This is a genomic window from uncultured Shimia sp. (assembly GCF_947498095.1).
In the GTDB taxonomy this organism is placed as follows: Bacteria; Pseudomonadota; Alphaproteobacteria; order Rhodobacterales; family Rhodobacteraceae; genus Shimia.
Genome location: NZ_CANMJE010000011.1, coordinates 20909 through 33727, shown reverse-complemented (window position 1 = coordinate 33727; position 12819 = coordinate 20909). Strand labels below are relative to the sequence as shown.

Here is a 12819-nt window from a genome sequence, read left to right as displayed (position 1 = left end):
ATTCCCTTGCGCGTTTATTCTGCGGAATGAAGGCTCGGATCGTAGTGATCCGATTTGGGGCGGTCATCGTCGGGAAACTGCCCGGTAACGAGATAGATCACCTGTTCGGCGATCGAGGTCACATGATCGCCCATACGCTCGGTGTTTTTGGCGATGAAATGCAGATGCATACAGGGTGTGATGTAGCGCGGATCTTCCATCATAAACGTCAGGAATTCGCGGAACAATGCGTTGTACATCTGGTCGATGTCGCGATCACGCTCAAGAATGTCCTGCGCCAATTCAGCGTCGCGCTGGATATAGGCATCAAGCGCGTCTTTGAGCATCAGCTGCACTTCGCGGGCCATACGGCGTAGTGCGCCGCGCGCGCCGTCAACCGGCGTCATGCTGACCAGAATACCAGTCCGCTTGGCCATGTTCTTGGCATAGTCACCAATACGCTCAAGGTTGCCGATGATTTTCATCACAGACAACACCACGCGCAAATCGGTGGCTGTGGGCGAGCGCAGCGCAATGACGCGCACGCATTCATCGTTGATCTGCTCTTCCAAGAGATCAATCGCCTTGTCGTTGGCGCGAACCTGCTCAGCCAGTTCATCATCGTTGTTCTTCAACGATTTGGATGCGTCCAGAATGGCCTCTTCCACGAGGCCACCCATCTTCATCACATGCGCCTGAATGAGCTCAAGATCGCTGTCAAACGCGCTTACAATATGCTTATCGTTCATGGTCCTGCTCTTGGTTTAGCCGATCCGGCCTGTGATATAGCTTTCGGTGCGCTCATCGCGCGGGTTGGTAAAGATCGTTGCGGTGTCGTCGTATTCCACAAGGTTGCCGAGGTGGAAAAACGCGGTGCGCTGGCTGACGCGCGCCGCCTGTTGCATCGAGTGCGTGACGATCACGACCGAGTATCGCGTACGCAACTCGTCGATCAGTTCTTCAACCTGGGCCGTAGCAATCGGATCCAGCGCGGAACACGGCTCATCCATCAGCAAGACCTCAGGCTCGGTGGCAACGGCACGGGCAATGCACAAGCGCTGTTGCTGACCGCCCGAAAGGCCTGTGCCGGGCTCGTGCAGCCGGTCTTTGACCTCGTTCCAGATCGCGCCCCGGCGCAGCGCCTTTTCGACGATCTCATCAAGTTCTGCTTTGTTGCGCGACAATCCGTGGATGCGGGGCCCGTAAGCGACGTTGTCGTAGATCGATTTGGGGAACGGGTTGGGTTTCTGAAACACCATTCCGACCTTGGCTCGCAGTTGCACAGGATCGACCCGCTTGTCGTAAATGTCTTCGCCATCCAGCGTGATGTCGCCCTCAACGCGGCAGATATCAATGGTGTCGTTCATACGGTTTAAACACCGCAAGAAGGTGGATTTGCCACAACCCGATGGGCCGATAAAGGCGGTCACGGTCTTGGCCTGAATGTCGATATCCACGTCTTTGATCGCGTGTGTCTCGCCGTAAAAGACCTGAACCCCACGGGCAGCAATCTTGAGTTCTTTTTGTTCCACGTTGGCCCCCAATTTCGGTGCATCATACATGTTTTCAGTTTCCTTGGCTTACCAGCGGCGTTCAAAGCGGCGGCGGAGGATAATCGCAACGGCGTTCATGAACAAAAGGAACACCAGAAGAACGATGATCGCTCCTGATGCGCGTTCAACAAAAGCAGGGTCTGCGCGCTGCGTCCAGTTGTAGACCTGCACCGGCAATGCGGCGGCAGGATCGAAAAAGCCTTCGGGCGGTGCGGAGGGGAATTCGCGCACAAAGGCGACCATGCCGATCAGCAACAGCGGCGCGGTTTCGCCCAAAGCCTGTGCAAGACCGATGATGGTGCCGGTCAGGATGCCGGGCGCGGCCAAGGGCAGAACGTGGTGGAACACCGATTGCATTTTTGAGGCCCCTACCCCCAGTGCTGCGTCCCGGATCGAAGGCGGAACCGCTTTCAACGAGGCGCGGGTCGCAATGATGATCGTTGGCAGAGTCATCAAGGTCAGCACCAGGCCACCGACGATGGGTGCCGACTGCGGCAGACCTGCAAAGTTGATGAAGATCGCAAGGCCCAGGATACCAAAGACAATCGACGGCACGGCGGCGAGGTTCGAGATGTTCACCTCAATCACGTCGGTGATCCAGTTTTTCGGCGCAAATTCTTCCAGATAAATCGAGGCAGCGACGCCGATTGGAAGAGATAGACACAGCACCACCATCATCATGTAAAACGATCCAAGGATTGCAACGCCCAGCCCTGCCGCTTCGGGACGGTTCTCAGAGGCGTCAGCCCGGGTCAGAAAACCCCAGTTCCACTTGGTTTCAAGCACGCCGGCGTCTTTCATTTGATCCGCCAGCTGCAACTGCTCGGGCGAGACGTTCTTATCGATCTCGGCGCTTTCCATGGTCACGCGACCTTTGTAATAGCCGTCGATCCGGCCCGAGGCGAGAAACTCAAAACTCAGCGTTTCTCCGATTTGATCCGGGTTCGCGAGAACAAAGCGGCGCAACTCAGCTGGCCCTTCTTTTGAGATCATTTTAGCCGCGTCTTTTGGCTTCATGCCCTCAACGCCGATGCCCTGCTTTTCGAATTCTACTTCAAAAGATTTCTTGATCAGCGGCGCGTAGCCAAAGGTTGTGACCTTGGCAATCTTGGCCAGATCGCCTGAGCCGTCTTTGTCCAGCTTGGCAGGGTCCAGATAGACATCAAGCGTGATAAAGGTTTGCCGGAAGGCCGAAGACCCGTTGTAGAGGATCGAGCTCAAGAGTCCTACGAGCGCCAGCATCGCGATGGTAATAGCGACCACGCCATAGCCTCTAAAGCGGGCTTCGGCAGCATTGCGGCGCTTGGTACGGTCATCCTGTACCAGCAGCGATGATTTTGGTTTGCCCATTGCGGACCCGGAGGTTGCGTCGGTCATTCGTATTGCTCCCGGTACTTACGCACGATGTATAGCGCGAGGACGTTGAGGCCCAGCGTCACCACAAACAGTGAGAGGCCAAGGGCAAAAGCCACCAGTGTTTCGGGGCTGGCAAATTCAGTATCACCTGTCAGCTGGCTGACAATTTTCACGGTAATGGTGGTCATCGCTTCAAAGGGATTAAGCGATAGTTTGGCTGCGGCCCCAGCCCCCATGACCACGATCATGGTCTCGCCAATAGCGCGCGACGCGGCCAGAAGAATGGCGCCCACAATGCCCGGCAGAGCGGCGGGCAAGATCACCTGCCGCACGGTTTCCGATTGCGTCGCGCCTAGCCCGTAAGAACCGTCGCGCATCGCCTGAGGCACGGCGTTGATAACATCGTCTGAGAGTGACGACACGAAGGGGATCAGCATGATGCCCATGACCACACCAGCGGTCAGCACCGAAGAAGAGGATGCGCCAAGGCCAAGCGGCTGAGCAAAGTAATCTCGCAACATCGGGCCAATGGTGATGAGGGCAAACAAACCATAAACGATGGTTGGAATACCGGCGAGGATCTCAACCGCTGGCTTCACGATCGCGCGGACCCGGCGCGAGGCATATTCTGACAGATAAATCGCAACCAACAGACCGATTGGCACGGCAAAGATCAGCGCAAAGAACGACACGTACAGCGTGCCCCACAAAAGCGGCAGGATGCCCAGATCAGACCCGCCAGTGAACTGTGGGTTCCATGTCAAATTGAAGAAGAAATCTTTGGCCGGGTACATCCGGAAAAAGTTCGACGTCTCAAACAACAGCGAGAAGATAATTCCAACCGTGGTCAGGATCGCCACCATGGACGAGAGGATCAACAGAGACTTGATTGCCAGCTCAGAGACGTTACGGGCGCGGTATTCAGGGTGAATTCTGGAGAGCGCAATCAAGGCTCCGAGTAGGCTGAGTACAACTGCGACGACGGCCATTGCTGTTTTCAGCATGGCGGTCTTGGCGCGGTACTCCATTGAGGCTGTGAAGACGTTTGCTTGCACGTCCGAGGCCACCGCCACGCCAACCTCACCCAGCAGCGCACGCACATCGGTGTCAGCAGCATTGATCAGCTTCAACCCGTCTTCATCCACGTTTCCCGAAGCCACAAGGCTGTCGAGTCCTGAAGAGATACGGCGCACGTCGGCCATCACCAGTTCAAGCGAGCTGCCTTCGACGATGTCACCGGGCAAAATCTTGGCCGATACCTGGTTTTCGACGTAGAGCGGCTGCAACAGAAGCCATGCGAGTGTCACCAGCAGGGCTGGAACTGCCGAGAAAATAAACACCGTCTGCCCATAGTATGAGGGCAGCGAGTGCAGCTTACGGACATCGCCATCAACTGAGAGGACAGCGCGTTTGCGGCCAATAAAAAAGCCGACGATCGCAATTGCGATGACGACGAGGAAAACAAGTCCGACGCTCATGGGAACTCCAACGCACGAGGCAGGGTTTGGGGTAAGGTGGCGCCCAAAGTCAGGCGCCACCCAAAAACTTAGGTCTTAGTTCATCGGACCCATCGGGGTGCCGTTTGCGACCATTTCTTGTGTCTTCATCAGCTCTGGGTCTGAAACCAGACCGTATTCAGCCAGCGGGCCATCGGGGCCTGCCATGTCATCGCTGACGAAAAAGTCGATGTATTCCTGCAGGCCGGGGATCACACCCAGGTGGGCTTTCTTCACATAGAAGAACAAGGGGCGCGACACAGGATACTCACCCGAGGCAACAGTCTCGGTCGAGGGTGTCACGTTGTCCATGGTGGCCACGATCAGCTTGTCCGTGTTGTTCTGATAGAACGACAGGCCAAAGACGCCGATGGCTTGCGGGTTGGCGTCGAGACGCGCGAGGGTCTCTGTATAATCGCCGTCGATGTCAACCGACACACCGTCGGTGCGCAGGGCGTGACAGGCTTTCTTGCCAGCTTTCTTGTCGCCGCCATTGGCTTCAATCAAGAGGTCCAGCGCGCCCGTGGCTTTACAGCCGGCTTCCAGAACCTTTTTGTCAAAGACTTCGCGGGTGCCGTGCTTGGTACCAGGGATAAAGGCCAGAATATCGTTGCCAGCCAGATCGGCATTCACATCCGACCACTTGGCGTTGGGGTTGGCGACCAGCTTGCCGTCAACAACAACTTCTTTGGCGATGGCGGTGAACCAGTCTGCCGGGGTAAAGGCAAACGACGGGCCGTTGATGTCCGAGGCAAAGACGATGCCATCATAGCCAAAGCGCACTTCCATGATCTCGCTGACGCCGTTCGAGGCACAAAGCTCGATATCTGACGGTTTGATACGCGAGGACGAGTTGGCGATGTCGATGGTGTTTTCACCTACACCTTCACACATTTTCTTGCGGCCGGCACCAGAGCCGCCGCCTTCAACAACGGGGGTCGGGAAATCAAAGTTTTCACCAAATGCTTCGGCTACGATGGTGGCATAAGGCAGAACGGTTGATGAGCCGGCGATTTGCAACTGGTCACGGGCGTCTGCGGCAGTGGCTGCGGCAACAATGGCCAGAGCCGAGGCTGTCAGTTTGACGGACATGTATCTCTCCATAGATGTGGCCACCCATCTGGTGACCTTGGGAGCGGGTCTAGGTCTCTCTGACAAAGCTTTTGTGACGAGTATGTAACGCTTTTATGACAGTCGACGGGTTTTTGGTCTGTCCGGTCTTATTTTGGCAAAACAACAGTAAATTTACTGCCTTTGTCGCGTGTGCTTTCGATGCGTAAACGTCCGCGATGGCGGTTCAGGATATGTTTAACGATGGCCAGCCCCAATCCGGTGCCTCCCATCTCACGCGAACGATGCGAGTCGATTCGATAAAACCGTTCGGTCAGGCGCGGGATGTGTTCGGGGTCTATGCCCGGCCCGTTGTCAACAATGTCAAAGCACCGCGCCGCCCGGCCCAGCGTTGAATCCCGATCTACTTCATAGGTGGTGATGGTGACCTTGGTGCCCTGCCCGCCGTATTTCAGGGCGTTTTCAATCAGGTTTGTGAAGACCTGCATCATTTGGTCCTGATCCGCGGCCACAAGTGTCGGGTTTTCCGGTGCATCATAGGTCACGGTGCTGCCGTTTTCTTCAGCAATCGGTGACAGGTTCCGGATGGCTGCGCGCATCAGTGCATCCATGTCGATCTCGGTCGTTGGGCGGCGTCGGGCGTCTTCCTCAACCTTGCTGAGCGACAAGAGATCTCCGACCAATCGGTTCATACGTCCAGCTTCGGCGGACATAATGCCCAGAAATCGCGTTTGGGCGGCGGCATCGTCCCGTGCCGGGCCCAGAAGAGTTTCGATAAACCCAAGGATCGCAGTCAGGGGCGAGCGCAGTTCGTGGCTGACATTGGCCACAAAATCTCGGCGCATCTGATCAGCTTGCTCAAGGTGCGTAACGTCGTTGAAACACAACAACACCCCGGCCTCTTCACCCGCGTCAACAAAAGCCAAACTAACATCATAACGCACCATATGTGGGCCATCGGAATGATGATAGATCGCCTTTTGCGGCTTGCGGTCGCTAAGGCAATTGTCAACAGCTTCACTCAGGCTCGGCTGGCGAAACACCAGAACAAAGGGGCGTGTCTCACCGGCGTTGGAATTGATCGCCACCGCGCGACTGTTGGCGCCCCGAATACGGGAATCCAACCCAACAAACACCGCGGGAAGCGGGATCGCATCAAGATAAGACTGAGTGGTTTGTGGGGTCATAATCTGCACGCATAAGTTTTGACGCGCTAGGCTGTTCCGGGCGCTCCGTCCTTGTAAACACAAATGTGCAAAATGTCATAAAAGGTTCATCAATGAAACTAATGACTAAATATCAATCGCTTTTCGGTAATTTTTAATGTGGCTTAGGGAAAATCACATCTCGGCGAGGCCCGCGCGAAACCGGCGCATGTTATACTGATAGTGTTTGGCACTTCCGGTCAGCCCTTTGGCTGCTGCGTCATCTATGTGCCGAACCACTTTGCCCGGCGCACCCATGACCAAAGAATTATCGGGTATCTCTTTGCGTTCGGTGATCAAGGCACCGGCGCCAATCAGGCAGTTTTTACCGATCTTGGCGCCGTTCAAAACGGTCGCGCCCATACCGATCAGGCTGTTGTCACCAATGGTGCAGCCATGCAGCATCGCCTTGTGACCGATAGTACAATTCTCGCCAATTGTCAGAGGGCATCCAGGGTCGGTGTGCATCACCGTGCTCTCCTGCACGTTAGAGCCTTTGCCGATCACGATGGGTTCGTTGTCACCGCGAATGGTGCAACCGAACCAGATTGAGGCCCCCTCTTCCAGCGTGACATTGCCAATCACATTGGCGTCCGGGGCGACCCAGCTGTCGTCGTCGAGTTTCGGGGCTATTCCGTCCAGAGCGTAAACAGGCATCAGGACATCTCCTCAAACTGGGCCTGAAGGGTGCGCACGTGCTCTTGCAACGCGGGCTGTTGCTCGCGGCGCATCCGTTCGGCAGTGATGATGGTTTTCAAATCGGACTCGGTGCTGTCCAGATCATCGTTGACCAGCACATAGTCATAAGCGCCCCAATGGCTGATTTCGTCCCAGCTTTTCTGCATGCGCTTTGAAATGACCTCATCACTGTCTTGTCCACGGCTGACAAGGCGGCGGTGCAATTCGGTGATGGAAGGCGGCAGGATAAAGATTGAAAGCGCATGCTTGCCCAAATCCGAGTTGCGGATCTGTTGTTCTCCCTGCCAGTCAACATCAAACAACACGTCGTTTCCGGCATCGATTGTGGATTTGACCGGGCCCGCAGGTGAACCATAAAAATTGCCGAAAACATGGGCGTGTTCCAGCATTTGTCCCTTGGCAACCTGGCTTCTGAATTCGTCTTCGCTGAGAAAGAAATACTCACGTCCATGTTCTTCGCCCGACCTTGGCGCGCGGGTGGTGGCCGACACCGAGAAGCTCAGGCCTTCGTCCCACTGCATCAAGCGCCGGGCCAACGTGGATTTTCCGGCTCCAGAGGGCGACGACAGGATGATTAAAAGGCCGCGTCGGTTGGTCATGTCATCACTCCACGTTTTGGACTTGCTCACGCATTTGGTCGATCACGGCCTTGAGGTCAAGCCCGATCCGCGTCAGATCAACAGATTGAGCTTTGGAGCATAAGGTGTTGGCTTCACGATTAAATTCCTGCATCAAGAAATCCATCTTGCGACCCACCGGGCTGCCTTTGGCCAAGAGATCGCGAGCTGCAGTCACATGGGCATGCAACCGGTCGATTTCCTCGGTTATGTCTGTTTTCACGGCGATGACCGCCAATTCCTGGGCCACGCGGGCAGGATCAGCGCCATCCGTGTTCTCTAAAACCCGCGCCAGATTGGCCCGTAATGCGGCGGCGGTGTCGTCTTTGCGCGCCTCAGCCGCGATCGCAGCCTCAGACGTCAGGGTTTCAACCAGCTTCAACTGGTCTTTCAATACGCCGTCCAACGCCTCACCTTCGTTGCGCCGCATCTCAAGGAAACTGTCCAGAAGCTGCGGCAGATCCTTGAGGATCGCCATACGCAGCGCCTTGGTATCGGTTTCATAACTGGCGGTGTCCAGAACACCTTTGAGCGCAAGAATGTCGCTGGCTTTGGAGGGTGCCAACGAGAGCCCACGGCCCATCGCCTGTGTTTCAACTTCGGTCATGGCGTCCAGAACTGCGTTCAATTGCTGGGTGTTGAGCGCCAGCTGCGCCTCGTCTTCATCTTTTTGAACCCGGAGAGACAATGTCACGGACCCGCGGGCCATTGCTTTGCCCAACTCACCGCGCAACGCGGCTTCCAGCCCTTCGATCCAATCCGGCACCCGCAGACGCAGATCCAACCCCTTGGCGTTTACACTGCGCAGATCCCAGCCCCAGCTATACCCTTGCGCCACGCCCCTGAGCGCGGCAAATCCAGTCATCGAATGAAGCAAGCGGGCCTCCTTTTGGTTCCGTGCCGTCACCTAAAGCCATTCTGCCCTCGCAAGCAAGCATCACCCGGAACGCCGTCCGCAAGGTTAACCACTTTGCCAGCTTTTTTCCTGCATTTAGAGAAAATGTGAGATGTTAACCGGGTGGTAACGATGATCTGAATGCGACTTGACTTGGCTCTTTGGAGGACTGGAACGCGCAACGATCACGAGGCCACGGGGGGCGCTTTTTTTGCTGGGTGAGCAAAGGTTGAGTGACATGCGATTTCTTGATGGCGGGTATGGACGTAAGACGGGGCGACCACACGGGGCAGTTCTGCGCGAAATCGAATCTTATTGGGACGCGCTGCGAGACGGGCGCGATATGCCGATGCGGCTTGAGGTTGACCCACGCGGGATCGAGCAGGCCCTGCGCCATGCGTTCATCCTTGAGCGTATGGCGCAGGGCTTGGCACGCATTCGTATTGCAGGTGGCCTGTTCAAAGAAATCATGGGGATGGATACGCACGGTATGCCGGTCTCGTCTTTGATCGGCATATCAAGCCGCGATGGGTTTCGGGACGTGTTGGAAAGCGTCTTTAGCGGTCCGGCACGGGCCCGTTTAAGCTTGTCTGCCGAACGTGGAATCGGGCGCCCTGCCCTGACCGGTGAAATGATTCTGTTGCCCTTGCGGTCCTCCAAAGGAGACGTGACACGCGTTCTTGGTGGGCTTGAGATTGATAGGCAGATTGGCGGGTCGCCACGCCGTTTTGGGCTGACCAGCAGCTTTCAGCGGACGTTGCGCGATGTTCACGCCATGACACCTTCCGATCCAGCAAGCGCGCGCAAGGGCCCTCCGGCATCTTTGCCGCGTACTGTGTCTACTGGTGTTCCGCATCTGCGTCTGGTTGTGAACGACACATAAAAAAACGGCGGGCCTGTTTCCTCAGACCCGCCGCAATTCGTTTGCAACAATGTCGGCCTCAGACTGCCTGTGCCTGACGCTCCTGACGCAACGAAGACAGCTCTTCCGCCACAAGGAACGCAAGTTCCAGCGACTGCGACGCATTGAGGCGCGGATCGCAGGCTGTGTGGTAGCGGTCTGAGAGATCTTCTTCGGTCACCGCACGAACACCACCGGTGCACTCTGTGACGTCTTGACCGGTCATCTCGAAATGCACGCCGCCCGGCACTGTACCTTCGGCCTTGTGAACACCAAAGAACTCACGAACTTCGCGCAGCACGCTGTCAAAGGGCCGGGTTTTGTAGCCAGTGGCCGACTTGATCGTGTTCCCGTGCATCGGATCACAAGACCACAGCACGTTCGCGCCCTCTTCTTTCACCGTTTTGATCAGGCGTGGCAGGTGTTCACCAACCGATCCTGCCCCAAAGCGCGCGATCAGGGTCAAGCGCCCCTCTTCGTTTTTGGGATTCAATTTGGCCAGAAGCACCTTGAGATCTTCAGCCGAGGTGGTCGGACCACACTTCAGGCCAATCGGGTTCTGGACACCGCTCAGGAATTCGACATGCGCACCATCAGGTTGACGTGTACGGTCACCGATCCACAGCATGTGGCCAGATCCGGCCAACCATTTGCCGCTGGTTGAATCCACGCGTGTCAGCGCCTCTTCATACTCAAGCAACAGGCTTTCGTGGCTGGTATAGAAATCCACAGTTTTCAAAGATGCAGAGGTAATGGGGTTCACACCTGCCGAATTCATGAAATCCAACGCATCAGAGATACGATTGGCCATGTCGCGGTATTTCGCGGCCTTTTCACCTTCGACAAATCCCAAGGTCCAAGCGTGGACTTGGTGCACGTCGGCGTAACCACCTGTCGAAAACGCGCGCAGCAGGTTCAGCGTCGCTGCGGCTTGGGTATAGGCCTGAAGCATCTTCTTCGGGTCAGGAATGCGCGACGCAGGCGTGAAATCCAGCTCGTTGATGATGTCCCCACGGTAGCTGGGCAGTTCCACACCATCGACAGTCTCGGTCGCTGCTGAACGGGGCTTGGCAAACTGGCCGGCCATGCGGCCAACTTTGACCACAGGCACCTTGGCGCCATAAGTCAGGACCATCGCCATCTGCAACATCACTTTGAACGTGTCGCGAATTCCGTCAGCGCTGAACTGCTCAAAGCTCTCGGCGCAATCGCCGCCTTGCAACAAAAAGGCTTCGCCGCGTGCTGCGGCCCCAAGCTTCTCTTTCAAGCGGCGCGCTTCACCTGCGAAAACCAACGGCGGATAACTGGCCAGCTGGGCCTCAACAGCCTTCAGCGCGTCCTCATCCGTGTAGTCAGGCATCTGGATGCGCGGCTTGTTCCGCCAGCCAGATTTTAGCCATTCTGCCATTGTCTCTCTCCGGTCTCAATTTGGTCAGGGCCTCTCTATACAAAAGCTCTTGAGCAAGGACCAGTTCTGAATTACGGGCCTTGACCTAATGCTAGGAATTGGCGCTAAGATTTTCCCCTAAGGGCCAAACAGCCCGACCTGTTCAGGATTCTCGATGATGTCGCAAGTCAGATCATCCACACCAAACTCGACTACTTCAGGCAAATCCAGACGTTTTGTCTTTGTTTTACTTGAGAATTTCACGCTTTTGTCGTTTGCGTCTGCACTTGATTGCCTACGACTGGCCAACCGTCGCAGTCCACAACGCTATTACGATTGGCTGCTGATTGGCGACGGTGGTGAGTCTGCGACCAGCTCAACCGAAACAAAATTCCTGCTGGATGAGGATCTGATTGAACTCCATCGTGATGACACGATCATTTTGTGTGGTGGGATCGACATTCAACAAGCCACAAGCAAACGTCTGCTAAACTGGCTGCGGCGCGAAGCCCGCAAGGGCGTGCGTGTGGGTGGATTGTGCACCGCCGCCTATGTCATGGCCAAGGCGGGATTGCTGGACGGTAAGAAAGCCACGATTCACTGGGAAAACCAGGACAGCTTTGCTGAAGAGTTCCCCGAAGTTGAATTGGGCAAATCGGTATTCTCGATCGATGGCAACCGCATGACCACGGCTGGCGGAACTTCTTCGATCGACATGTTCCTGCAAATCATCGCCGACGACCACGGCGAGGAACTGGCCAACTGGGTGGCCGATCAACAGATCTATTCGTCAATCCGCACCGATCAGGACACGCAACGCCTGTCTGTGCCGACACGTATTGGCGTGCGTCATCCCAAGCTGAGCCAAGTCATCCAGATGATGGAAAGCAATATCGAAGAGCCGATCAGCCCCTCGATACTGGCCAAGGATGTGGGCATGTCCACGCGTCAGTTGGAGCGCCTGTTCCGGCGCTATCTGAACCGCTCGCCCAAACGCTATTACATGGAATTGCGTCTGCAGAAGGCACGGAACCTTTTGATGCAAACAGATATGAGCGTGATCAACGTGGCGCTTGCCTGTGGCTTTGCCTCACCCAGTCATTTCTCAAAATGCTATCGGGCCCATTACGACACCACGCCCTATCGTGAGCGAGGTACCCAGGCAGCACGTCTTTCCGTATAATTGGTATCAGAACAGATCGTTCAGCGCGTGGAAATCGGTGTCGAACTGAAAGTTAAGCAGGCGAATGGTCGATTTGTCTGTGTGTAGCAAAAGGTACAGATACAGGTAATCGCGACCGGTCCAGTAGGCGATCATTTCTTGGCGGAATCCGTTCTTGTGCACGACTGACCGCACCAACCCGACATTCCCAAAATCTTGCTCGAACAATTCGAGCATCTGTGCATCCAAAGCTGCAAGTTCCGCTTCGTCGATTTCGATCACTTGATCGAACATGCGGATCGCATCCCCCATGCGGCGTTGCATGATCAACATGTCCAGCTCAGCCCGCGCCTGAGTGTAAACCTGACGGGTGCTCGTCGGCGTTTCGGATTGTGCTGAAGCTGGCAGCGCCAACGGGCACGACATGACGAGAGCAAGGACAAGGGCGGAGAACGGGCGCATCATGGCATCCAATTGGGTTGATATGCTGCCATGTTG

Annotated in this window: 13 protein-coding genes; 2 read left to right on the top strand and 11 right to left on the bottom strand. The window is 55.9% G+C overall.

What is annotated here, in order from left to right:
- Positions 1-14: 14 nt before the first annotated feature.
- From phoU to Q0932_RS16595, 9 genes are all read right to left on the bottom strand, one after another.
- A complete protein-coding gene (phoU, locus tag Q0932_RS16635; protein ID WP_299355689.1) occupies positions 15-728 on the bottom strand; it encodes a phosphate signaling complex protein PhoU in 714 nt (237 codons plus the stop codon).
- Between the two features lie 15 nt (positions 729-743).
- Positions 744-1541: a phosphate ABC transporter ATP-binding protein PstB gene (gene pstB, locus Q0932_RS16630; protein WP_299355687.1), complete on the bottom strand. Its 798-nt coding sequence runs from the start codon at positions 1539-1541 to the stop codon at positions 744-746.
- Between the two features lie 18 nt (positions 1542-1559).
- Positions 1560-2909: a phosphate ABC transporter permease PstA gene (gene pstA, locus Q0932_RS16625; protein ID WP_299355684.1), complete on the bottom strand. Its 1350-nt coding sequence runs from the start codon at positions 2907-2909 to the stop codon at positions 1560-1562.
- A complete protein-coding gene (gene pstC / locus Q0932_RS16620) occupies positions 2906-4366 on the bottom strand; it encodes a phosphate ABC transporter permease subunit PstC (protein WP_299355682.1) in 1461 nt (486 codons plus the stop codon). The genes pstA and pstC overlap by 4 nt, the downstream gene beginning before the upstream one ends.
- A 75-nt stretch (positions 4367-4441) precedes the next feature.
- The gene (locus Q0932_RS16615; protein WP_299355681.1) at positions 4442-5476 is read right to left on the bottom strand and encodes a substrate-binding domain-containing protein; all 1035 of its coding nucleotides are present in this window, start codon (positions 5474-5476) and stop codon (positions 4442-4444) included.
- 128 nt (positions 5477-5604) lie between these two features.
- Positions 5605-6642 carry an ATP-binding protein gene (locus Q0932_RS16610; RefSeq protein ID WP_299355679.1) on the bottom strand — a complete coding sequence of 346 codons (1038 nt, stop codon included), beginning with the start codon at positions 6640-6642 and terminating at the stop codon, positions 5605-5607.
- Positions 6643-6795: 153 nt separating this feature from the next.
- Positions 6796-7317 carry a gamma carbonic anhydrase family protein gene (locus tag Q0932_RS16605; RefSeq protein ID WP_299355677.1) on the bottom strand — a complete coding sequence of 174 codons (522 nt, stop codon included), beginning with the start codon at positions 7315-7317 and terminating at the stop codon, positions 6796-6798.
- On the bottom strand, positions 7317-7958 hold the full coding sequence (gene gmk, locus Q0932_RS16600; RefSeq protein ID WP_299355675.1) for a guanylate kinase: 642 nt from the start codon (positions 7956-7958) through the stop codon (positions 7317-7319). Before gmk ends, Q0932_RS16605 begins: the two co-directional genes overlap by 1 nt.
- A 4-nt stretch (positions 7959-7962) precedes the next feature.
- Positions 7963-8853, bottom strand: coding sequence for a YicC/YloC family endoribonuclease (locus Q0932_RS16595; protein ID WP_299355673.1), 891 nt, complete (start codon positions 8851-8853; stop codon positions 7963-7965).
- A gap of 256 nt (positions 8854-9109) precedes the next feature.
- Between Q0932_RS16595 and Q0932_RS16590 the strand changes: the two genes are divergently transcribed.
- Positions 9110-9754 (top strand): PAS domain-containing protein, encoded by a 645-nt coding sequence (locus Q0932_RS16590; RefSeq protein ID WP_299355671.1) that lies wholly within the window; start codon positions 9110-9112, stop codon positions 9752-9754.
- A gap of 58 nt (positions 9755-9812) precedes the next feature.
- Here the strand turns inward: Q0932_RS16590 and Q0932_RS16585 are convergent, their stop codons facing one another.
- Complete coding sequence (locus Q0932_RS16585; RefSeq protein WP_299355669.1) at positions 9813-11180, bottom strand: class II 3-deoxy-7-phosphoheptulonate synthase; 1368 nt, start codon at positions 11178-11180, stop codon at positions 9813-9815.
- Between the two features lie 157 nt (positions 11181-11337).
- On the opposite strand from Q0932_RS16585, the gene Q0932_RS16580 reads away from it, so the two are divergent.
- Positions 11338-12342 (top strand): GlxA family transcriptional regulator, encoded by a 1005-nt coding sequence (locus Q0932_RS16580; RefSeq protein WP_299355667.1) that lies wholly within the window; start codon positions 11338-11340, stop codon positions 12340-12342.
- Positions 12343-12348: 6 nt separating this feature from the next.
- Here the strand turns inward: Q0932_RS16580 and Q0932_RS16575 are convergent, their stop codons facing one another.
- Complete coding sequence (locus Q0932_RS16575) at positions 12349-12783, bottom strand: hypothetical protein (RefSeq protein WP_299355665.1); 435 nt, start codon at positions 12781-12783, stop codon at positions 12349-12351.
- Between the last annotated feature and the right edge of the window lie 36 nt (positions 12784-12819).

What these genes read in the sequence shown, in the direction of transcription:
- phoU (WP_299355689.1), bottom strand. Translation starts at nt 728, where the DNA reads ATGAACGATAAGCATATTGTAAGCGCGTTTGACAGCGATCTTGAGCTC.
- pstB (WP_299355687.1), bottom strand. Translation starts at nt 1,541, where the DNA reads ATGTATGATGCACCGAAATTGGGGGCCAACGTGGAACAAAAAGAACTC.
- pstA (WP_299355684.1), bottom strand. Translation starts at nt 2,909, where the DNA reads ATGACCGACGCAACCTCCGGGTCCGCAATGGGCAAACCAAAATCATCG.
- pstC (WP_299355682.1), bottom strand. Translation starts at nt 4,366, where the DNA reads ATGAGCGTCGGACTTGTTTTCCTCGTCGTCATCGCAATTGCGATCGTC.
- Q0932_RS16615 (WP_299355681.1), bottom strand. Translation starts at nt 5,476, where the DNA reads ATGTCCGTCAAACTGACAGCCTCGGCTCTGGCCATTGTTGCCGCAGCC.
- Q0932_RS16610 (WP_299355679.1), bottom strand. Translation starts at nt 6,642, where the DNA reads ATGACCCCACAAACCACTCAGTCTTATCTTGATGCGATCCCGCTTCCC.
- Q0932_RS16605 (WP_299355677.1), bottom strand. Translation starts at nt 7,317, where the DNA reads ATGCCTGTTTACGCTCTGGACGGAATAGCCCCGAAACTCGACGACGAC.
- gmk (WP_299355675.1), bottom strand. Translation starts at nt 7,958, where the DNA reads ATGACCAACCGACGCGGCCTTTTAATCATCCTGTCGTCGCCCTCTGGA.
- Q0932_RS16590 (WP_299355671.1), top strand. Translation starts at nt 9,110, where the DNA reads ATGCGATTTCTTGATGGCGGGTATGGACGTAAGACGGGGCGACCACAC.
- Q0932_RS16585 (WP_299355669.1), bottom strand. Translation starts at nt 11,180, where the DNA reads ATGGCAGAATGGCTAAAATCTGGCTGGCGGAACAAGCCGCGCATCCAG.
- Q0932_RS16580 (WP_299355667.1), top strand. Translation starts at nt 11,338, where the DNA reads ATGTCGCAAGTCAGATCATCCACACCAAACTCGACTACTTCAGGCAAA.
- Q0932_RS16575 (WP_299355665.1), bottom strand. Translation starts at nt 12,783, where the DNA reads ATGCGCCCGTTCTCCGCCCTTGTCCTTGCTCTCGTCATGTCGTGCCCG.